At 58.4% G+C, this 18,370-nt stretch carries 22 protein-coding genes and 1 tRNA gene; 10 read left to right on the forward strand and 13 right to left on the reverse strand.

The features are described from left to right. Nucleotides 1-33: 33 nt before the first annotated feature. Nucleotides 34-651: an FMN-dependent NADH-azoreductase gene (locus tag WDZ78_RS13210; protein WP_026363437.1), complete on the reverse strand. Its 618-nt coding sequence runs from the start codon at nucleotides 649-651 to the stop codon at nucleotides 34-36. 149 nt (nucleotides 652-800) lie between these two features. Between WDZ78_RS13210 and WDZ78_RS13215 the strand changes: the two genes are divergently transcribed. Further along, nucleotides 801-1,769 carry a LysR family transcriptional regulator gene (locus tag WDZ78_RS13215; RefSeq protein WP_020009411.1) on the forward strand — a complete coding sequence of 323 codons (969 nt, stop codon included), beginning with the start codon at nucleotides 801-803 and terminating at the stop codon, nucleotides 1,767-1,769. Between the two features lie 44 nt (nucleotides 1,770-1,813). Here the strand turns inward: WDZ78_RS13215 and WDZ78_RS13220 are convergent, their stop codons facing one another. The 3 genes from WDZ78_RS13220 to WDZ78_RS13230 all read right to left on the reverse strand — a co-directional run bounded on the left by WDZ78_RS13220 (nucleotide 1,814) and on the right by WDZ78_RS13230 (nucleotide 4,920). Next, nucleotides 1,814-3,802, reverse strand: coding sequence for a bifunctional 2',3'-cyclic-nucleotide 2'-phosphodiesterase/3'-nucleotidase (locus WDZ78_RS13220; RefSeq protein WP_020009410.1), 1,989 nt, complete (start codon nucleotides 3,800-3,802; stop codon nucleotides 1,814-1,816). 216 nt (nucleotides 3,803-4,018) lie between these two features. Continuing rightward, nucleotides 4,019-4,354, reverse strand: a complete 336-nt coding sequence (locus tag WDZ78_RS13225) for a PilZ domain-containing protein (protein ID WP_003502271.1) — start codon at nucleotides 4,352-4,354, stop codon at nucleotides 4,019-4,021. A 98-nt stretch (nucleotides 4,355-4,452) separates the two neighbouring features. Continuing rightward, nucleotides 4,453-4,920 (reverse strand): DUF1203 domain-containing protein, encoded by a 468-nt coding sequence (locus tag WDZ78_RS13230; protein ID WP_020009408.1) that lies wholly within the window; start codon nucleotides 4,918-4,920, stop codon nucleotides 4,453-4,455. Between the two features lie 163 nt (nucleotides 4,921-5,083). Here WDZ78_RS13230 and WDZ78_RS13235 point away from each other — a divergent pair, with 163 nt between their 5' ends. Together WDZ78_RS13235 and WDZ78_RS13240 are read left to right on the forward strand one after the other, a co-directional pair. Next, entirely contained in the window at nucleotides 5,084-5,968 is an 885-nt protein-coding gene (locus WDZ78_RS13235) for a DUF4344 domain-containing metallopeptidase (RefSeq protein ID WP_425673256.1), read from the forward strand. Between the two features lie 53 nt (nucleotides 5,969-6,021). Continuing rightward, entirely contained in the window at nucleotides 6,022-6,666 is a 645-nt protein-coding gene (locus tag WDZ78_RS13240; protein WP_425673258.1) for a dihydrofolate reductase family protein, read from the forward strand. Between the two features lie 161 nt (nucleotides 6,667-6,827). Here WDZ78_RS13240 and sseA read toward each other — a convergent pair whose 3' ends face one another. From sseA to WDZ78_RS13260, 4 genes are all read right to left on the reverse strand, one after another. Then, nucleotides 6,828-8,249 carry a 3-mercaptopyruvate sulfurtransferase gene (gene sseA, locus WDZ78_RS13245; RefSeq protein WP_425673259.1) on the reverse strand — a complete coding sequence of 474 codons (1,422 nt, stop codon included), beginning with the start codon at nucleotides 8,247-8,249 and terminating at the stop codon, nucleotides 6,828-6,830. A gap of 16 nt (nucleotides 8,250-8,265) precedes the next feature. Further along, nucleotides 8,266-9,003, reverse strand: coding sequence for an alanyl-tRNA editing protein (locus WDZ78_RS13250; protein WP_020810799.1), 738 nt, complete (start codon nucleotides 9,001-9,003; stop codon nucleotides 8,266-8,268). A gap of 12 nt (nucleotides 9,004-9,015) precedes the next feature. Beyond that, a complete protein-coding gene (locus WDZ78_RS13255; RefSeq protein WP_020009403.1) occupies nucleotides 9,016-10,053 on the reverse strand; it encodes a cysteine synthase A in 1,038 nt (345 codons plus the stop codon). Nucleotides 10,054-10,175: 122 nt separating this feature from the next. Continuing rightward, on the reverse strand, nucleotides 10,176-11,615 hold the full coding sequence (locus tag WDZ78_RS13260) for a cryptochrome/photolyase family protein (protein ID WP_425673261.1): 1,440 nt from the start codon (nucleotides 11,613-11,615) through the stop codon (nucleotides 10,176-10,178). Nucleotides 11,616-11,804: 189 nt separating this feature from the next. Here WDZ78_RS13260 and WDZ78_RS13265 point away from each other — a divergent pair, with 189 nt between their 5' ends. The 3 genes from WDZ78_RS13265 to WDZ78_RS13275 all read left to right on the forward strand — a co-directional run bounded on the left by WDZ78_RS13265 (nucleotide 11,805) and on the right by WDZ78_RS13275 (nucleotide 13,325). Continuing rightward, nucleotides 11,805-12,074, forward strand: coding sequence for a DUF982 domain-containing protein (locus WDZ78_RS13265; protein WP_003502285.1), 270 nt, complete (start codon nucleotides 11,805-11,807; stop codon nucleotides 12,072-12,074). 136 nt (nucleotides 12,075-12,210) lie between these two features. Next, nucleotides 12,211-12,768, forward strand: a complete 558-nt coding sequence (locus WDZ78_RS13270; protein ID WP_020009401.1) for a methylated-DNA--[protein]-cysteine S-methyltransferase — start codon at nucleotides 12,211-12,213, stop codon at nucleotides 12,766-12,768. Nucleotides 12,769-12,881: 113 nt separating this feature from the next. Next, nucleotides 12,882-13,325, forward strand: coding sequence for a TIGR02594 family protein (locus WDZ78_RS13275; RefSeq protein WP_020810805.1), 444 nt, complete (start codon nucleotides 12,882-12,884; stop codon nucleotides 13,323-13,325). A 58-nt stretch (nucleotides 13,326-13,383) separates the two neighbouring features. Here WDZ78_RS13275 and WDZ78_RS13280 read toward each other — a convergent pair whose 3' ends face one another. Continuing rightward, entirely contained in the window at nucleotides 13,384-13,623 is a 240-nt protein-coding gene (locus WDZ78_RS13280) for a hypothetical protein (protein ID WP_003502291.1), read from the reverse strand. A 170-nt stretch (nucleotides 13,624-13,793) separates the two neighbouring features. Here WDZ78_RS13280 and WDZ78_RS13285 point away from each other — a divergent pair, with 170 nt between their 5' ends. Then, complete coding sequence (locus tag WDZ78_RS13285; RefSeq protein WP_425673264.1) at nucleotides 13,794-14,198, forward strand: DUF2934 domain-containing protein; 405 nt, start codon at nucleotides 13,794-13,796, stop codon at nucleotides 14,196-14,198. 101 nt (nucleotides 14,199-14,299) lie between these two features. On the opposite strand, the gene WDZ78_RS13290 is transcribed toward WDZ78_RS13285, so the two are convergent. Then, nucleotides 14,300-14,374, reverse strand: a tRNA-Asn gene (locus WDZ78_RS13290). A gap of 176 nt (nucleotides 14,375-14,550) precedes the next feature. On the opposite strand from WDZ78_RS13290, the gene WDZ78_RS13295 reads away from it, so the two are divergent. After that, nucleotides 14,551-14,829: a hypothetical protein gene (locus WDZ78_RS13295; protein WP_425673266.1), complete on the forward strand. Its 279-nt coding sequence runs from the start codon at nucleotides 14,551-14,553 to the stop codon at nucleotides 14,827-14,829. Nucleotides 14,830-14,832: 3 nt separating this feature from the next. On the opposite strand, the gene WDZ78_RS13300 is transcribed toward WDZ78_RS13295, so the two are convergent. Further along, on the reverse strand, nucleotides 14,833-15,477 hold the full coding sequence (locus WDZ78_RS13300) for an exopolysaccharide biosynthesis protein (RefSeq protein WP_425673268.1): 645 nt from the start codon (nucleotides 15,475-15,477) through the stop codon (nucleotides 14,833-14,835). 511 nt (nucleotides 15,478-15,988) lie between these two features. On the opposite strand from WDZ78_RS13300, the gene WDZ78_RS13305 reads away from it, so the two are divergent. Further along, nucleotides 15,989-16,576, forward strand: coding sequence for a YqaA family protein (locus tag WDZ78_RS13305; RefSeq protein WP_003502297.1), 588 nt, complete (start codon nucleotides 15,989-15,991; stop codon nucleotides 16,574-16,576). Nucleotides 16,577-16,714: 138 nt separating this feature from the next. Beyond that, entirely contained in the window at nucleotides 16,715-17,269 is a 555-nt protein-coding gene (locus WDZ78_RS13310; protein ID WP_020012292.1) for a dual specificity protein phosphatase family protein, read from the forward strand. A gap of 219 nt (nucleotides 17,270-17,488) precedes the next feature. Here WDZ78_RS13310 and WDZ78_RS13315 read toward each other — a convergent pair whose 3' ends face one another. Both WDZ78_RS13315 and WDZ78_RS13320 read right to left on the reverse strand, forming a co-directional pair. Next, complete coding sequence (locus WDZ78_RS13315) at nucleotides 17,489-17,692, reverse strand: hypothetical protein (protein WP_020012293.1); 204 nt, start codon at nucleotides 17,690-17,692, stop codon at nucleotides 17,489-17,491. Between the two features lie 226 nt (nucleotides 17,693-17,918). Continuing rightward, nucleotides 17,919-18,179, reverse strand: a complete 261-nt coding sequence (locus tag WDZ78_RS13320; RefSeq protein ID WP_020012294.1) for a hypothetical protein — start codon at nucleotides 18,177-18,179, stop codon at nucleotides 17,919-17,921. Nucleotides 18,180-18,370 lie beyond the last annotated feature (191 nt).

Here is an 18,370-nt window from a genome sequence, read left to right on the forward strand (position 1 = left end):
TACCTTTTCGGTATCAGCCTCCATTCAATTGTCTCAGGCGGCCTGGGCCAGCTCTTCAACCTTGGCTTCGGCGGCGGCCACAGCCTTTTCGACGGCTTCCGGACCAAATGCCAAGCCTTCGACATAGATGACTTCCACATCCGTCATACCCATGAAGCCGAGAACGGTCTTGAGGTAGGGAACGGCATGGTTCATCGATACGGCCGGGCCTTCGGAATAAACGCCGGCGGCGGCCAGCACGATGTAGACCTTCTTGCCGGTGGCAAGGCCAACCGGGCCGGTTTCGGTGTATTTGAAGGTCTGGCCGGCGCGGGCGACGTTGTCGATCCACGACTTCAGGCCGGAATAGATGTTGAAGTTGATGAGGCCGGTGCCGATGACGACCGTGTCGGCTGCCAGAAGCTCTGTAACCAGCTTGTCGGAATAATCGGCGGCAACCGCTTCTTCGGCGGTGCGCTGGTCGGCCGGCTTGCGGATCGCTGCGGTCTTGACGGTGTCGAGGTGCGGGATCGGGTCAGCGGCGAGATCGCGGTGGACAAGGGTGTTGGAAGCCGACTTGGCCTTCAGCTTGTTTGCGAGCTCACCCGAAAACTTGTTGGAAACCGATTCGTCGCCACGCGGGCTGGAGGTGATGAGCAGAATGTTGGACATGGTCTTTCCTTGCATAAGCGATGAATTGACGGGCGCCTTGGGAGGGCGGGAGAGCACGATGCCCTTCCTTTGCGCTCTATATGAAAAATTACTGCCATCAAGAAAACTGTGATAATATGGAAGCAATCTATCGATGAAATGGATGGGACATGGACGCGAACCCGACACTCGATCAATTGCAGGTGTTTTTGACGGTGGCCGAGACCGGCAGCTTTTCCGCCGCGTCACGGGCGCTCAATCGTGCCCAGTCGGTGGTCAGCTACACCATCGCCAATCTCGAGGCGCAGCTTGAAGTGACGCTTTTTGAGCGCAGCGGCGTGCGCCAGCCGAGGCTGACGGATGAGGGCCGCGCCATGCTTGAGGATGCAAGGCGCATCGTCGCCGGCCTGCAGGAGATGCGCGCCCGCGCCAAGGGGCTGAAGCAGGGGCTTGAGGCGGAACTCTCGGTCGCCATCAGCACCATGGTGCCGGCGGAGGCCATGGTGGCCGTGCTGAGGGATTTTCGCCAGCAGTTCTCAACCGTCACCCTCAGCCTCAATGTCGGCGAATTGGGCATGGTCATGGATATGGTGCTCTCCCGTAAGGCAGGCATCGGCATTGGCGGGGCGATGCTGCGCCAGGATGATGAGCTCGTTGTCGAAAAGGTCGGCCATTCCTTCATGTTGCCGGTCGTCGCGTCGGATCACCCGCTGGCGCAGATCGAGCGGCCGCTGGTTCTCGCCGACGTGCGCGAGGAGGTTCAGCTTGTCGTCACCGATGCATCGGGCCTCACCAAGGGCCGCGATTTCAATGTTCTCTCTTACAAGACATGGCGGGTCAGCGACATCGCCACGAAATACCAGCTCATTAAGGGTGGCCTCGGCTGGGGCGGTCTGCCCGCATCGATCGTGCGCAATGATCTGACCAATGGCAGCCTGAAAGCGCTTGAACTTGAGGCCTATGAGCAGGGCGAATATCCGCTCTTTGCGCTTCGGCGGGTGGATTCACCGGCAGGCCCCGCAGGCCAGTGGCTTGCCGAAGCATTTCAGCAGCGCCTCTCTGCCTGTCCGAACCATAAGGATTTCAACGGGATGCTTGCGGCCAGCAAGCAGAGGACCATTGCTGTCGCCGCTGAGTGACAGTCTCGCCCTCCCGGCCGGTTTCAGCCGGGAGGGCGAAGTTTTTAGAGAACCAGGCGGAACTTCGCGAAACCTTCAGCCCCGTCACCGGCATCCTCGATCTTCGCGCCCTTGATCTCAGCCGCATAGTGACGGCCCTTCGGGCCGGTTTCGAAGATCGCCGTGGTATTGGCGACAGGCGCGAAGGACCAGTTGGCATCCGCAGACGGGTTGATGGTGCCCTGGTCGATGATATAGCGCACGATCACGTCGCGGTTGGTATCGGGCGCCACGAAGATCACCTTGTCGCCGGCGATATCGGGGAATTTGCCGCCGCCGCTTGCCCGGTAATTATTGGTGGCCACCACGAATTTCTGCTCGGGATCGATCGGCTTGCCTTCAAATTGCAGGTTGACGATGCGGTTGCTATCAGGGTTGACCGCCTTGCCGTCCTTGTCGAATTTCGCGGGTTTGGAAATGTCGATCTGATAGGTCACGCCGTCGATGACATCGAAATTATAGGACGGGAAATCCGCGTTCAGCAGCGGCGCGTCCTTTGCACCGGCCTCAACCGTGTTGAACATGCCGGCCGACATTTCCAGCCAGTTCTTCACCTGCGCGCCGTTGATCAGCACCGCCTGCACCGTGTTGGGGTAGAGATAGAGATCAGCGACGTTCTTGATGGCGATGTCACCGGCGGGGACATCGGTGTAATAATCCGCACCGCCGCGACCGCCCGACTTGAAGGGTGCTGCTGCCGAAAGCACGGGCAGATCCTTGTATTGCCCTTCCTTCAGCATGTCCTTGATATACCAGGTCTGGGCATTGGAAACGATCTGCACGGATGGATCGTCCGCTACCAGTGCGAAATAGGAATAGAGCGGCGCGGAGGTTTTACCGACCGGACGGCGCACATAGGCAAGTGCCGCCTCATGATCGGCCTTGGCGGCGGCGAGGACTTCCGCTTTATCCGTGAAATCGGCGACGACCTTGCGGTTTTCGTCGCGGTGATAGATCGGCCGGGCCTCGGAGGTGAAGTCGACGATCTTCCAGCTCTTGCCGTCCTTTTCAAGCAGCAGGTCGATGAGGCCCATATGCGAGCCCCAGAAACCGGCCATGACAGCCGGCTTGCCCATCAGCGTGCCCTTGACCGCATCCGCACCCTCAATGCCGTCCCAGGTCTTCGGACCGGGGAAAACGAGATGCTGGTGGCCGGTGAAGATGGCGTCGATGCCTTCGACGGCAGCGAGATAAAGCGAGGCGTTTTCCATGCGCTCGGTCTGGCCCTTGCCGTCGATGCCGGAATGGGAAAGGGCGATGATGATATCGGCGCCTTCTTCCTTCATGACAGGCACCCAGGCTTTCGCAGCCTCGACGATGTCACGCGTCTGCGCCTTGCCCTCGAGGTTCTTGGAATCCCACATCATGATCTGCGGCGGCACGAAGCCGATGATGCCGACCTTGACCGGGCTCGTCACGCCGCCGCCATCGCGGATCTGCTTTTCCAGAATGACATAGGGCTTGAAGAACAGCTCGTCGTTTTTCGGATCGGAAGCGAGCTGGCCCTTGGTGAGGTTGGCGCAGACATAAGGGAAACCCGCGCCGGCCAGCGTGTTCGACATATAGTCGAGGCCGTAATTGAACTCGTGGTTGCCGAGGGTGCCGCAATCATAACCCAGCACATTCATGGCGTTGATCACGGGGTGCTTGTCGCCGGCCTTCATGCCGCGCTCATAGGCAATATAGTCGCCGAGCGGATTGCCCTGCAGGAAGTCGCCATTATCCACCAGCATCGAGTTACCAGCTTCGGCACGGATGGTGTCGATGATCGAGGCGGTGCGGGCCAGCCCCATCGTGTCGTTCGGCTTGTCGGCGTAATAATCATAGGGAAAGACATGAACATGGATGTCAGTCGTTTCCATGATGCGCAGATGCGCCTGGTTGGTCGCTGCGCGCGCAGCAAAAGGGTGCAGCATTACCAGCGCCGAGGAGGCTGCGATGCCGCCCAGAAGCGAACGCCGGGTGATGGGGTGGAGAGCGAGAAGCGACGACATGGGAACTCCTTCGAATGAAGCTTGCTCTGTCATGAAAAAACGACAGGGTAGAAGCAATCGCAGAGGAGTCCATCACCAAAATGACAGGCCCGTGACGGATGGGCCTGTTTTCAACCGTTTGATAAATTTTTTGTCACGGCAGCGCGGCGCGGGTGTCGCCGTACCGGAGAATGCGCATCGTCCGTCCTGCGCAATCGTCTTTGTTGGACCAGCGGATTAGCGGGCGAGGGTCGGTTTCACTTCTTCGTGGAAGAAGCGGAAATAGGAGGAGAGCTGCGCCAGCGTGTTGGTGGAAAGCTTGAGCTGCAGGCCGAGGCGGTTCATGTGCTGCCACTGCACGACGCCTTCGATGAAGCCCAGATCTTCACTCTGCACCTTGACCCGGCTGCCCTTGGCGGCGGCGAAAGGGCCGTCCAGTTCGAGCGCCATCCCCGTCGCCGAAAGATCGACCACGCGTCCCCGGGTCGACTGGCTGAAATAATGCACAGTCGCAAAAATTCTGGTTTTGCTGCGGGGCGCGGTCCGGGTCGCCATATTGAGGTTGTTTGTCATGTTGCTGCTCAAATCAATTGTTTCCGATACCATGCATCATGACGCGGAAAGCTTGAGAGCCGTTTAGTTCTTCTCTTAAAATTGCAGGTAATTGCCGATTATGCTGTGTCGATACGGCACTGATAGCAATTATTACGGGCGGATCGCACATGGACATAAGCGACATCAGCGCGCTCCAGAAGGTGGCGTGCGCGCGACACGATCTCACCCGTCGCCGTCACCGCGCCGGTGCCGTAGACGATGCGGTCATCGGCTCCATAGCCGCGCACGATGTAGTCCGGGCTGTCCAGCATTGGCGGGACATCCTGCGTCTTGGGATAGCGCTCACAGGCGTCGGCATGCAGAAAAACCGGTCCCGTTTCCGCATAGGGCTGCAGCGAGGGGAAAGGCCTGTAAGCGAGGACCAGCATCCCGTCGCCTTCGCCGATCTGGCGAAGGCAGTGGCGGCAGGGCATGCCGCCCGGAGAGACGGCCTTCTCCGGCGGATTGCCATAGGCGTCGGCGTCTCCCGCGCGGAAGGCCTCGGCTTCCTTAGCCGGCATTGCGGTGAAAACGAGATCGGTCATGACGGGGCCTCCTGGGTTGGGATCGGCGTTGCTTCTTTGCAGCTATGGTCCCGAAACGGATCACTATCCACCCGATTCTTGACAGGCGATGCAACCAGCCCATTGCGTGACTCGTTAGCTTCGGGAATCAGTGACGCTCCTCGTTCCCGGAAGGTCTGATTTTATGTTCCGTCGTTTTCTGGCCGCCGTTCCGCTGGCTTTCGTATCGTTGACGGCTCCGATGCAGGCCGACGCGCAGGTCGCCTCCGGTCTTGACGGTCTGTCCGACGATCAGCTGCAGCAGGCGGTCAATTTCGTCATCGGCAACGCGATCTTCTCGCTTTATCACGAGGGCGCACGCATGCTGATCTCGGATTTCGGGACAGCGGACACGGCAAGTGTTCAGGCGCCTGCCGATCAACTGGCCGGCACGCTCATCCTTCAGGCCAATGAGGAATGGCTCGACACCGCGCTCGTCAACGCCACCGACAGCTGGTATCTGGCGCGTGAGGCGGAGACCCTGCCGGAGCACGAGGCTCCCGTCTTTTCCGCGCTGGTGCCCGACAGGAGCCGGGACCGCAACATGGCCTGCCTGATGGTCGGCCGTGACAAGGATGGTTATGGCGACCTGGCCGCCATGATGGGGCTCAACAATGCCGAGTTCGACAAATGCGCTGCCGCCTATCCGGGCGTTGCTTCGGCCTGGGAGAATTTTCTAAGCCCGCACCGCAGCCAGACGCCATCCAGATTTGCCGTCACCTATGTGCCGCCGCGCGATCCGGAACTGGAGCCCTATGCCATCATGGTCAAGGAATCGAAGGTTCTCGATCTCATCAGCCGCAGCTTTGGCGGTTATGGCCTGAAGGGAGACGTCAAGCTGACGGCCAAGTCCTGCGGCCGTCCGGATGTCTACTGGTCAGCCGAAAAGCGCGAAATCACCTATTGTTACGAGCTTGGTAAATTCCAGGCGGAGCTGATTGCCGATCATCTGCTGAACACGGTCACGGAAGACAAGGGGGCCGCCGGCGGCCATATTCCGACGGCGGTCAATCTCGAACGGGAAATCTGAGGCGGATTGCCGGACGCTGGTGATCTGGCCTCCTGAACGGGGAGGAGAGTGCCATGCCAAAGGTTGTCGTTCGCAATTTCGCCATTTCGCTTGACGGATATGGCGCAGGAACGGACCAGAGCCTGCAGAACCCGCTGGGCAGAAAGGGCGAAGAACTGCATCACTGGGCCGTCAAGACGCGCACCTTTCATCGGATGTTCGGTAAAGACGGCGGCTCGACCGGCACGGACGAGGATTTTACCGAAAAGAGCTTCGAGAATATCGGCGCCTGGATATTAGGACGTAACATGTTCGGCCCGGTGCGCGGCGCCTGGCCGGATGAAAGCTGGAAGGGCTGGTGGGGCGAAGAGCCGCCTTATCACGTTCCGGTCTTCGTCCTGACGCATCATGCGCGCCCGTCCTTCACGATGAAGGGCGGCACCGTATTTAATTTCGTAACCGACGGCATCAAGGCGGCGCTCGACAGGGCGCTCACGGCGGCGAACGGCAAGGATGTCCGCATCGGCGGCGGCGTTTCCACCATCCGTCAATATATGGCGGCTGGCATGATCGATGAACTGCATCTGGCGCTTGCGCCGGTTTTTCTCGGCAGGGGCGAACATTTGTTTGAAGGGATGGATTTGCCGGCGCTCGGTTATCACTGCACCGGAACCGTGGCGGGTGAGGGCGCCACACATCTGATTATTGACAGGGCGTGAGTGCTGCGCCGTTTGGGGCTTCGCACCAGTATTACGCAGCGGTTTTCTGCGCACACTCGTCCCCACCCTCATTCCTGTGACGAGCACGGGAATGAGGAGAATGGGGCGGACGCGCCGCTATGGTCGGTAATGGCATATACGGCCCCTACTGCCGGCCACCCTCAATTACGCATCGAGATTTCCAGAAGTTCCGTATCGGCGAGCGGCTCCACCCAGGCCTCATAGGTGCCAACGGGCGAAAAGCCCATCATCTGGTAAAGCTGCAACGCGCGTGGGTGGTCGAGCGTATTGGTGGTCACAGTCACTCGCTGCGGATTGTCCTGCCAGGCGGCATAAAGCGCCTGCAGGAGAAACCACTTGCCGACGCCGGCACCGATCGCCTCTTCGAGCAGGCCGAAATAGGACAGCTCTGTCACCTCGTCGCTCGCCTTGTTCAGTTCGAAGAAACCGGCGGGCGCACCATTCATGTAAAGAACCGTGACGCTGTTTTTCGGATCACGCAGGACGGCGGAAAGCTCCGCATCGCTCATGCGCATGCGCTTTTGCCAGTGCCAGCGCTTCCCTACCCGCCAGTAGAGATAGCGGTAGAAATGCAGGGGAATATTGTTGACGCGCATCAGCGCCGTCTGAATGTTGACGGGGATCGGCAGGCTGACCTTCGGTGGTGCGGTCATTTCCAGCTGTGTCACATGCGCCTTCAAAGGCCCATGCGACACCACGGGAACAGGCTCGGCGGGGCCGGTAACAATAGGCGTATCTTCCAGTCCGCCCCATTCCGACCACGAGCCATCATAGAGCGAATTGTCCTGATGGCCGAGTGATTCAAGCGCCAGCGTGATGACGGCTGCGGTAACGCCCGAGCCGCAGCTGGTGACAACGGGCTTGCCGAGATCGATGCCGGCATCGGTCACCATCTTGCGGATGGCGGTGAGGTCCTTGAAATGGCCGTTCTCGGAAAAGGCGGTGGCGGGCAGGCTGCGTGCGCCGGGCATGTGGCCGGAACGCATGCCGGCGCGCGGTTCGGCCTCATCGCCGGTGAAACGTCCCGCGCCGCGAGCATCGGCGATCTGTTTCTCACCGCTGTCGACGATTCCACGCATCGTTGACAGCGACGTCACGCGCTTTTCATTAAAATCGGGTGTGAAGGTTGCGGGTTCGATTTCCGGCGTGCCGGTTTCGAGCGGCCGGCCCTCGCGCTTCCAGCCATCAAGACCGCCATCCAGCACATAGGCCTTGCGCACGCCCATCACCCGCAGCATCCACCATACGCGCGGTGCGGAGAAGAAGCCGGGGCCGTCATAGACGACGATCGTATCCGTGTCGCTGAGACCTAGCGCGCCGGCCTGTTCGGCAAAGAATTCCGGCGAGGGCAGGGAATGTGGCAGGCCGGTCGTATGATCGGCGATCTTGTCCTGATCGAAGAACACGGCGCCGGGCAGGTGACCGGCCGCATATTCTTCCGCGCCGTTGCGTTTATGCGCCGGCAGATACCACGAGGCATCAACGAGACGAAACCCGGCCGTGCCGAGTTGTTTTTCCACCCAGTCCGCCGAAACGACGAAACGGCTCTTATCCGTGCTCACGATGTCTCTCCTGATTTCAGGCAGCAGCTTCAGGCGCGCCGAAACGAATGCGGAACCGCCTGTTCTCCTTGCCCTTCTTTTCTATCTTGGCAATGTGAATATCGCCCACTTCCTGCGTTTCGGAAACATGGGTGCCGCCGCAGGGCTGGCTGTCGATGGCAGAATTTTCGCCGATGCAGACAAGGCTGACCCGGCCGAGGCCCATTGGCGGGCGAACATTCTTGGATTTGACGATGCCCGGATTGGCCTGCAGCTCCTCGTCGGTAATCCATTGCAGGAAGACGGGATGGTTGGCTTTCACCAGGTCCATCAGCTTTGCCGTGACCTCATCCTTGTCGATGGTCTCCGACATATCGAAATCGACACGCGATTCGTCTTCGCCGACGGCAGCGCCCGTTATCGGCCACTGGCAGACAACGGACAGAAGGTGGCAGGCGGTATGCATGCGCATCAGCTTGTAACGGCGCGGCCAGTCCACATGCAGGGTCAGCTTTTCACCGATCTCGGGCGAAGGTTGGCCTTCGAGCGGCACATGGACGATCACGCTCTTGTCGGCGCCGTTTTTGGTAATGCCGAGTTCGATGCGCGAACCATCGGCCCGCTCGAGAAAGCCGCTATCGCCCGGCTGGCCGCCGGAAGTGGCGTAAAAGCAGGTCTGATCCAGCTCTATGCCGCCATCCTCATGCACCGCCGTGACGATCGCTTCTGCGGTGGAAAGATAAAAATCGTCACGGAACAGGGCATTCACAGGCATTTCGGCATGTCCTCAAACGGTTTCGTACGGAACCGCAATCTCGCTTTTCGTCGCCAGCCACTGTGGAACCGGAAGTCCCTTGGAGCGCAGGAAATCCGGATTGAAGAGCTTCGACTGATAACGGTTACCGTAGTCGCAAAGTATCGTTACGATGGTATGCCCCGGACCAAGCTCGCGGGCAAGGCGGATTGCGCCGGCGATGTTGATGCCGGAGGAGCCGCCGAGGCAAAGCCCTTCTTTCGTCACCAGATCGAACAGAACCGGCAGCGCCTCCGCATCGGAGACGCGATAGGAAAAGTCAGGCGTAAAACCTTCCAGATTGGCGGTGATGCGGCCCTGTCCAATACCTTCGGTGATGGAGGAGCCTTCGGATTTCAGCACGCCGTGCTTGTAAAATTCGTAGAGGGCAGCCCCTTCGGGATCGGCAAGGCCGATCTTGATGTCGGGATTGAAATCGCGCAGGCCGTCGGCCACGCCCGCAAGCGTTCCGCCGGAACCGACCGAGCATATGAAGCCGTCCACCTTGCCGTCCGTCTGGTCCCAGATCTCAGGGGCGGTGGTTTCGATATGGGCCTGACGGTTGGCGATATTGTCGAACTGGTTGGCCCAGATCGCGCCGTTCTCATCCGTCGCGGCAAGCTGTTTCGCAAGCCGGCCGGAGACCTTCACGTAATTGTTCGGGTTGGAATAGGGGGCTGCCGGAACCTCGACCAGCTTTGCGCCGAGAAGTTTCAGCGCATCCTTCTTTTCCTGGCTCTGCGTCTCGGGAATGACGATGACAGTCTTATACCCCAGCGCATTGGCGACCAGCGACAGGCCGATGCCGGTATTGCCCGCCGTGCCTTCCACGATGGTGCCGCCCGGCCGCAATTGCCCGCGCCGTTCGGCGTCGCGAATGATGTAGAGTGCGGCGCGATCCTTCACCGACTGGCCGGGATTAAGGAACTCCGCCTTGCCGAGGATTTCACACCCCGTCGCTTCAGAGGCGGCTTTCAGACGGATGAGCGGCGTATTGCCGATAGCACTGAGCGCAGAGGAGTGAATGGTCATGATTGAGCCTTCTTGTCTGAGCGGAAATTAGGTGCCGTTATGTCCCGTTACAACCGCTTCAAGGCAAGAAATTATCTTCCCGGCTTTGGCTTAGCCACGCAAAATTTTGCCGATACCCAATTTTATGCGTTCTTCTTGACCTCAGCATAGGCGGCAAGCGCTCTTTCCCGCGCCTTTCCATGGTCGACGATCGGCGGCGGATAGGTCTTGCCAAGCTCGATGCCCGCTTTCTTCAAGGCCTCTTTGGGCGCTTCGAACGGCTTGTGGATATATTTCCGGTCGAGCTTTTCAAGCTCCGGCACGAAATGACGCACATAGTCGCCATCGGCGTCGAATTTCTCGCCCTGCAGGATGGGGTTGAAAATGCGGAAAAACGGCGAGGCGTCCGCGCCTGAACCCGCCACCCATTGCCAGTTGGCGGCATTTGAGGCCGGGTCGGCATCGACAAGCGTATCGCGGAACCATTTCTCACCCTTGCGCCAATCGATCAGCAGATGCTTGATCAAGAAGGACGCTACGATCATGCGCACCCGGTTATGCATGGTGCCATGTCGCCACAATTGCCGCATGCCGGCATCCACGATCGGATAACCCGTCATGCCGCGCGTCCAGGCCTTGAAGGATGTCTCGTCGTTCCGCCAGCCGAAAGCGTCGAAACTGTCGTTCCAGTTCTTCTCGTCCAACTCAGGAAAATGGAACAGCAGATGATAGCAGAATTCCCGCCAGACGATTTCCTTGCGGAAACGGCTGATATCGTTTGAGGCGATGTGGTGGGAAAGCCCCTTCGTCGCGTGCCAGACGGTGGCGGGTGATATTTCGCCCAAGGCCAGATGCGGCGAGAGCATGGATGTTGCGTCCTTTGCCGGAAAATCGCGACCTTCCTCGTAACCCTTCAAAGCGCCGTCGATGAAATCGTCGAGTTTTTCCCGGGCCGCATTTTCGCCGGGGGTCCATATCTCGCTGAAATCCTTCGCCCAATCCGGTCTGACCGGCAGAAGCTTCCAATCGGCCAGTTTTTCGGATTCCGGCCATGCTTTCGGCGCTCTCAGGCTCTTCGGTGAATCCGCCGGCGCGTGCGGTTCCTCGCCACCCTCCAGCGCCCGCCAGAAGGGGGTATAGACCCGGTAGGGGCCGCCGGATTTCGTCTGCAGCCGTGATGGCTCATGCAGCAGGTGCCCGGAAAAACTGCGAACCGTCAGGCCGTCGTCCCTAAGCCTCTGCTTCAGCGCCTTGTCCGTGGCCATGCCCGCCGGATCATACCGACGGTTCCAGAAAACCGCATCAGCGCCGGTTTCCGATATCAGATGTCGAAGCGTCTTTTCGGCCTCGCCGCTTAAAAGCAGAAGGTTGCTACCGGCTTTTTCCAGCACCGCGGAAAGGCAGGCGAGGGAGTGGTGAAGCCACCATTCCTGCGCGCCGCCGAGCGGGCCGCAGGATTTTTCCCTGACATAGACGGGGATGACGGGGCCACCATGCTCAACGGCGGCAAGCAGGGCAAGATTGTCCGAAAGGCGCAGGTCCTTGCGGAACCAGACGATGGCGGGGGAGGCTGTTGTCGGCATGAAGGGTCCCGGTTCACTTCCGCTTGAACGAGTGTTGAAACGCTTTGTTCCGCAAATCGGCTAGAATGGAAAGATGGAGGTGCATGGTTTCTCGAGGGTTATTTTTTTGCCCTTGAAACCGCTGATGAAGGGAACCAACTGGAGGGGCCGGCGTTTTTCGCGGGTTAATAGAGCATGGAAGTGCAATCAATGTTGCTGAACGACGTTAAGTGGGAAAAGCCCGTTACCATCTCCCTTGAAAACGGTGCGCCCCGAATTTTCAATGGCGTTTACGAGGCCTTCGATTTTCTTCAGCACGAATGGCCCGAACGTGGCGACAAGGCACATGAACAGGCCCTGCGTCTGTGCCGCGCCTCGCTGATGGGCGATGTGGCGGGAGAAATCGCCCGCACGGCCTTCGTTGCCGCCAGCCGGCAGGCGCAATGCCTTGTTGAGGAGCAGGGCAAAATCGCATCCTGAGCGGATTTTTCACGACTGACGCGTAAAAGGCCACCCGCCAGAAACGGGTGGCCTTGTTTGTTGAGAGGCAGGAAACGGGTTGTTTCGAATGCGGGATATGGCATCGTGCATGCGAAAAGGCGAATGAGTGACGGCAATGAGCAACCACTACGGCTATATTGTTTTTCCGACGGCCCTTGGCCATTGCGGTCTTGCGTGGGCGGGGGGCGGTATCGCGCGTCTGCAATTGCCCAGCCCTGACGCCGGTGAGACCGAAAAACTTCTCCAGAAGCGCCTGCCATCCGCCTCCATTGCCGTTCCGGAAACACGCACGCGTGAGGTGATTGCAATGATCACCCGTTATTTCGGGGGCGAGCAGATCGATTTTACGACCGTCGAACTCGATCTCGCCGGACAGGAGCGATTTTTCCTCGATGTTTACGCCGTTGCGCGGCAGATCGGCTGGGGCCATACCACGACCTATGGCGGCATCGTAAAGACGCTAGGTCTCGGCATGGAAAAGGCCCGCGATGTCGGTCAGGCCATGGCGAAAAATCCGGTGCCGCTGATCATTCCCTGCCACCGGGTTCTCGCTGCCGGCGGCAGGCTTGGCGGCTTCTCCGCACCGGGCGGAACCACCACCAAATTGCGCATGCTGGATCTCGAAAATGCCGGCCGCAGCCGCGCCGATGAGGCGCAGGGCAGCCTGTTTTGAAGCAATGACAGATCAGCGCATATGAATAGGCGTCTGATTTCTGCCCATTTCTCGTCAAATTGTCGCTAAATTGTCACAATACACGGGCGCCCTCTAACATAAGGGCGAGACGTTTGAGAGTATCCGCGTTAATTCTATCCGTTGCCTTGTCTTTTACAGTCGTTGCATCGGCCTCGGCCGGCATGCTGAACCAGGCAGAGAAATACACCGGGCTGCATGAGTCCAAGAACAACAAGAGCCTCAAGAATATTCTTGGCGCAAATCCCCGCAGCACCCCATGGTGTGGCCTTTTCCTGCATGCGGTCGCCAGCAAGGCCGGCCGGCAGTCTCCCAAATCCTATGGGTTTGCGAAGTCCTGGACATCCTTCGGTTATGCCGTTCCGGTGGGTCAGGCCAAGCCGGGCGATGTCGTTGTCATTCGCAACGGCCGCGGTTATCACGCCGGCATTTTGAAAAGCATGAGCGGCAAGACGGCCCAGATCCTCGGCGGCAATCAGTCCGGCCGGGTGCAGGTGTCGAACTTCAATCGCAAGGCCATCGTGTCGGTTCGGCGATAAAATCTCCAGACATTCCTTTGATTAAGGCGGGCTTTGACCCGCCTTTTCCATTTTCGGCCTATGGCTGCTCTCTGGTGCCCGGCGCCGCCTCGCGCTGGTCGTCGTCCTCAAGGTCCGTGGCGACGATGAAGGCATCCTCATGCTGCCTTGCCGCCTGCCGGCGCGCACGAAGGCTCATGCTCTCGTCCGGGTAAATCTCGCCATCCTTTGCTTTGAGCTCGCTGTCGGTTTCGAAACGCGCGACATCCTCGTCGCGAATATCAAGCGGTTCGGTTTTCGGTTTTTGTGGGGTGTTCATGAAATGGTCTCCTGCGGGTTTCTGCAGGGCAAACGATCCCCGATCGATAACGGTTCCCTTTCACTCGGAAATGCTCACCCGCGACGAAACCGCGCGGAACAAACTCTGGCTTTTTTTGTTTTTTCAGTGGCACAATCAAAACCGGTGCAACACGACGAGGGAGGTCCGTTATGAGCCATGACCGCGAAGCCGCAATCCGTGAAAAAGCGCGCGCAATATGGGAAAGGGAAGGAAGACCCGACGGGCATCATGAAAGACACTGGATCGAAGCGGAACGGGAACTTTCCGCAAATGCGGAAGCGGCAAAGTCCAAAAGCGGAAATGGCCTGAAGAAGCCGGCTGCCACGAAGGCGTCAGCGGAGAAGGCGGCCACGAAGAAGACGCCAGCGAAAAAGGCAGCTTCGGCAAAGGCCAAATCCCCGGCGGTAAAATCGCTTGAAAAGGAGCAGAAATCTGCCGTTAAGAACAAGGACGACGATCTGACGGAGAGCCTTGAGGAGAGTTTTCCGGCAAGTGATCCGCCGGCGCTGACCAACGCCACAAAGGCGACGAAACGGGCGATCAAGAAGACCTGACCGTTTGACGGCTGGTTAACCGGGAATTCAGGAAAATCCCCGATCCAAATCGGGCGAATTGCAGCGGCACTTCGCTCTTCAAAACATGTTTTTGAGAGAGATGGCTCCCCGGGCCGGATTCGAACCGGCGACCTGTCGATTAACAGTCGAATGCTCTACCGCTGAGCTACCAGGGAACGTACACCGCTTGGCGCGGTGTGAGCGGGGTAATACAAATGCTTTTCCGATTTGCCAAGCGGTTTTTTCAAAAAAAACGCATTCCTCTTGTTTTATCCCTCCAGAGTCCCGATTTTCCGGGCTTATCGGCGGTGAAAAAATTATCCACAGGCCAGATGAAAAAGGGCAGGATGGAATGAAATTCGGTATCGATCACAGAACGCATCGTCTCCATGTCGGGAAATGGAGCGTTGCCATGCCGCGTTCGCGCGTCGGCAGGATCGCGACGGGCTCGGCTCTGATCGTGGGCGGAACGCTGGGTTTCCTGCCCGTCCTTGGCTTCTGGATGATTCCGCTTGGTCTTATCGTGCTTTCCCACGATCTGCCCGTGGTTCGCCGCCAGCGGCGACGGCTGGCGGTCTGGTGGGCGTCGCGGCAGAACCGCCGCGACAGCCGCAATGGCGGCCGGCGATAGGTCTTAAGCGCCGATGGAGCTGCTGATGCCCTGGCCGGCCCAGAAAGCCGCATAGGCGAGCGCTGCGAAATAAATCGTTGTCAGGCCCAGGAAAAGATAGCCGCCAAGCACGGTGACGCCGTCCCGCTGGATCATCCCAGCCGAAAAAAGCAGAATCGCGACGCCCGGAAGGGTGTTGGAGAAGGGAATGAAGCCGAGCGGCATCATCAGCAACACGCCCGCCGTCATCAGCGCAAGCCCGTTTATCCTGTTGGCGATGACGCCCGTCGTCAGCGCGGGAATGCGCGGGCGGATGAACCCGTCGAGCTTGGACACGATGGCGACGCCTTTTTGAAGGGCGGGAACAAGCTTTGCCGTCTCCATCTGCCGGTCAAGAATCTTTGCCGGCAACCATGGCAGGCGATTGAGGGTGATCGCCAGGCTGACAAGGATGATCGCTGCCCCAAAGACCGTGCTGACGCCGGGAATGGAAACCGGAATGAGAAAGGGTAGGGATGCGATCGCGCAGATGAGCAAAAGGCCCTGTTCGCCAATTGCTTCCATCAACTCGCGCAACGTGATCGTCTGACCCTGCAGCTTTCCTATCAGCTTCTCAAGCGTCGTGCTGAGCTTTTCAGACGTATCAGTGAATGCGAATTCGTTCGTCATACGGCTTCCCGGGAGTTGTTTTAACTCCGGGCTTGATAACATTCATCCGGCCCAATGCCTATCACCGATAGAAACGGAGCCTTTCACATTTGATCGAGTGGGTCCGTTCGCTCAGTGCGAAACCCAGCTGCTGTAAGCCCCTGCAAGAAGAACCACCAGCAGAATGACAAGTATGACCGGATTGATCGATGTAACGAAGCTTACATATTCCATGATAACTTCCTCCTCTTCCGTCCGCCTTCATTCTACAGCAAAAAGGCGAGCTCATCTACCGCAGGGTGAAATTTCGCATCGCAGCAACCGGCTCTCGGTATGGGCCGGAAACGCTCGTTATTATGATTTTTTGCGATGCAAAAATAAATTTTCCAACATTTGCCATTCTCTTGCGTTGTCTCTAATTCTCATTCGGGGTCCGGTCTGTCCGGGCCATCGGCAAACCACATGAACCACCGCTGACCTGCCTTGGCTCCTGCCCGTCTTCACTCCGCAACACTCTTCCCGGGGACATGAAATGCTGAAAAACATCTATGCCTGGACGATGGCGCTCGCTGCGCGCAAAACCGCTGTATGGTGGCTGGCGATCGTGGCTTTCGTGGAAAGCTCCGTCTTCGTCGTGCCTGCGGATGTGCTTTTCCTGCCCATGGTGCTGGCCAAGCCGAAAAAGGCGATGTTTTATGCACTCGTTGCAACCGTCGCCTCGGTTCTCGGCGGCATCGCCGGCTGGTTCCTCGGTCATTATGCCTTTGAGAGCCTTGCCCGGCCCATTCTCGAATTTTACGGCAAGCTCGACAGCTTCGAGCATCTGAAGAACTCGGTGGATTACGAGACAATCGTTCTCCTGCTGGTGACATCGGGGCTCGCGCATCTGCCGCCGATCAAGGTCGTCACAATTCTCTCCGGTGCTGCCAATATCAGCCTCGGCCTCTTCATTCTTTCGGCTGTCGTCACGCGCGGTGCGCGCTTTTTCATCCTGGCCGGGTTGCTGCAGAAATACGGTGAACCGGTACGCCATTTCATCGAGAAACGTCTTGGCGCCATCACCGCGGCGGCGGCGGCCGCACTCATTGCGGTCTATGCGGTCTACGTTTTCGTGCGTTGATCAAGCGCAAATTTTCTACTCTTACAATACTGTCGCAGAACTTTCAGCTTACTGTCAGAATCCACCTGTATCGGTTCTCTCGTCGAATGAGGGAACCGTTTTATTATGCGAAGATTCTGGAAGTGCTCCTTTGGGGGCATGGGTATTGCTGTGCTTGCCACAGGCGGTTATCTCTACGCCATTCAGCTCCTCGGCAATTTTCACGAGGTGGTCGCGGGGCAGCTTTATCGCTCCAACCAGCCGAGCAATGAGCAGCTCGTCCGCTATACCAAGGACCATGGTATCAGGACGGTCATCAATCTGCGCGGTGCGAATGAGGCCAAGGCCTGGTACCGGGATGAGGTCGAGACCTCCCGCGAGCTCGGATTGAATCACATCGATTTCGGCATGTCGGCCAGCCAGGAGCTTGACATGAACAGGGTCAACGAGCTGGTCGCGATCATGCGCGATGCGCCGAAACCCATTCTCATTCATTGCAAGGCCGGTGCGGACAGGACAGGTCTTGCCACCGCTCTCTATCTCAGTCGCGTCGCACGGCTTGATGAGGAACAGGCGGAAAGCCAGCTTTCCTTCCGCTTCGGCCATATCGGCATTCCCTATCTGTCGCAAACCTACGCCATGGACCGGACGTGGGAAAACGCGGAAAAGATGCCGATCGCCGACGATTTCGCGATCGCCTCCAACGAATATTGAACATGGCCTTGGGCAGCCGGTGTAGGCAACAGACGCCGGCACCGCCCTTTGTCGGGATACCCAGCCGGCTATCGCCCACCCAGCGGGCTACCACGCAGCCTTAAACTTATCCCTCCACCCCGGCAGCCGAGATGGCGGGGGATTTTTGTCCAGGGCTCAATCGATCATCGGGCTTGCCGGTATGTGTCATTGCGCCCAAAGACGATGGCGGAGACGATTCTAATCCCGCCTCGCGTCGGGTTTCCACCCGCGCGTATATCCATTTCCCATGATGGCGACCGCAAGGGAAAGCTGTTCCTGCAAATGTTCGATTTCGCCGAGAAGCGCTTCGACAGCCGCCTTCGCATCGCCGTCATGACACTGGATGACATATCCCGCTATGTCGTCGGGCCGTGTAGGGGTGATTTTTTCAGCGTCGGGCATAGTGGATGACCTCTCGTTTGTTCACTAAATGTTCTAATTTTAGCGGAGAGTCAACAAGGCAATGCGCGCCGTCCTTCGATGGCGAGCGACTTTACACTTAAGCCTGTATTCTCGGAAATTTAACCGGAGGACGCTCTCAATCAAAAATGGCGGATCAAGGAGAGAACGGTCGGAGCATGGGATTCCGGCCCACAACTCCTTCGGTTTAGTGCGGTGGAATCAAACGTTAATGAACCGACGGATCCTCGCCATCCAGGAAGCTGCGAATCCCATCCTTCTCACAAGTGGCCAGGAATTCTTCCCAGGCGTCTTTGTCGGTAGCGAAAGGTTCGTCCCAGGTGGTGACATCGTCATGCTCGCTGATAACCTCGAGCGTCCAATCCTGCTGAGTGCCAGCCGGCCGGTAGATATCAACAAGGACGGTGATACCCTCGTCTTCAAACTCGCCCGAGAATTCTGAGTGTTCTATTTTCGGTTTTTTTGCCATCTCAACTCACTTCTTCCTCAAGGCTCGGATAGCGGCCTAAGAGGCGGCCATTTCAAAGCAAACAATAAAAGGTCGTCCTTCGTCTGGAAGGAACAACGTGCATTAAACGCGGCCTCTCCAGCGTTCCTAGTCTGTGGGTGCCGACTGTGTCTACCGCCGTGTTCCAAAAGCAACGCAGAAAGCACGCCAGA

The organism is Agrobacterium sp. M50-1 (assembly GCF_049843495.1).
Taxonomy (GTDB): domain Bacteria; phylum Pseudomonadota; class Alphaproteobacteria; order Rhizobiales; family Rhizobiaceae; genus Agrobacterium; species Agrobacterium radiobacter.

Bases quoted from the DNA above. Each gene is read 5' to 3' on its own strand.
- WDZ78_RS13210 (WP_026363437.1), bottom strand. From the start codon at position 651: ATGTCCAACATTCTGCTCATCACCTCCAGCCCGCGTGGCGACGAATCG.
- WDZ78_RS13215 (WP_020009411.1), top strand. From the start codon at position 801: ATGGACGCGAACCCGACACTCGATCAATTGCAGGTGTTTTTGACGGTG.
- WDZ78_RS13220 (WP_020009410.1), bottom strand. From the start codon at position 3,802: ATGTCGTCGCTTCTCGCTCTCCACCCCATCACCCGGCGTTCGCTTCTG.
- WDZ78_RS13225 (WP_003502271.1), bottom strand. From the start codon at position 4,354: ATGACAAACAACCTCAATATGGCGACCCGGACCGCGCCCCGCAGCAAA.
- WDZ78_RS13230 (WP_020009408.1), bottom strand. From the start codon at position 4,920: ATGACCGATCTCGTTTTCACCGCAATGCCGGCTAAGGAAGCCGAGGCC.
- WDZ78_RS13235 (WP_425673256.1), top strand. From the start codon at position 5,084: ATGTTCCGTCGTTTTCTGGCCGCCGTTCCGCTGGCTTTCGTATCGTTG.
- WDZ78_RS13240 (WP_425673258.1), top strand. From the start codon at position 6,022: ATGCCAAAGGTTGTCGTTCGCAATTTCGCCATTTCGCTTGACGGATAT.
- WDZ78_RS13250 (WP_020810799.1), bottom strand. From the start codon at position 9,003: ATGCCTGTGAATGCCCTGTTCCGTGACGATTTTTATCTTTCCACCGCA.
- WDZ78_RS13255 (WP_020009403.1), bottom strand. From the start codon at position 10,053: ATGACCATTCACTCCTCTGCGCTCAGTGCTATCGGCAATACGCCGCTC.
- WDZ78_RS13260 (WP_425673261.1), bottom strand. From the start codon at position 11,615: ATGCCGACAACAGCCTCCCCCGCCATCGTCTGGTTCCGCAAGGACCTG.
- WDZ78_RS13265 (WP_003502285.1), top strand. From the start codon at position 11,805: ATGTTGCTGAACGACGTTAAGTGGGAAAAGCCCGTTACCATCTCCCTT.
- WDZ78_RS13270 (WP_020009401.1), top strand. From the start codon at position 12,211: ATGAGCAACCACTACGGCTATATTGTTTTTCCGACGGCCCTTGGCCAT.
- WDZ78_RS13280 (WP_003502291.1), bottom strand. From the start codon at position 13,623: ATGAACACCCCACAAAAACCGAAAACCGAACCGCTTGATATTCGCGAC.
- WDZ78_RS13285 (WP_425673264.1), top strand. From the start codon at position 13,794: ATGAGCCATGACCGCGAAGCCGCAATCCGTGAAAAAGCGCGCGCAATA.
- WDZ78_RS13295 (WP_425673266.1), top strand. From the start codon at position 14,551: ATGAAATTCGGTATCGATCACAGAACGCATCGTCTCCATGTCGGGAAA.
- WDZ78_RS13300 (WP_425673268.1), bottom strand. From the start codon at position 15,477: ATGACGAACGAATTCGCATTCACTGATACGTCTGAAAAGCTCAGCACG.
- WDZ78_RS13305 (WP_003502297.1), top strand. From the start codon at position 15,989: ATGCTGAAAAACATCTATGCCTGGACGATGGCGCTCGCTGCGCGCAAA.
- WDZ78_RS13310 (WP_020012292.1), top strand. From the start codon at position 16,715: ATGGGTATTGCTGTGCTTGCCACAGGCGGTTATCTCTACGCCATTCAG.
- WDZ78_RS13315 (WP_020012293.1), bottom strand. From the start codon at position 17,692: ATGCCCGACGCTGAAAAAATCACCCCTACACGGCCCGACGACATAGCG.
- WDZ78_RS13320 (WP_020012294.1), bottom strand. From the start codon at position 18,179: ATGGCAAAAAAACCGAAAATAGAACACTCAGAATTCTCGGGCGAGTTT.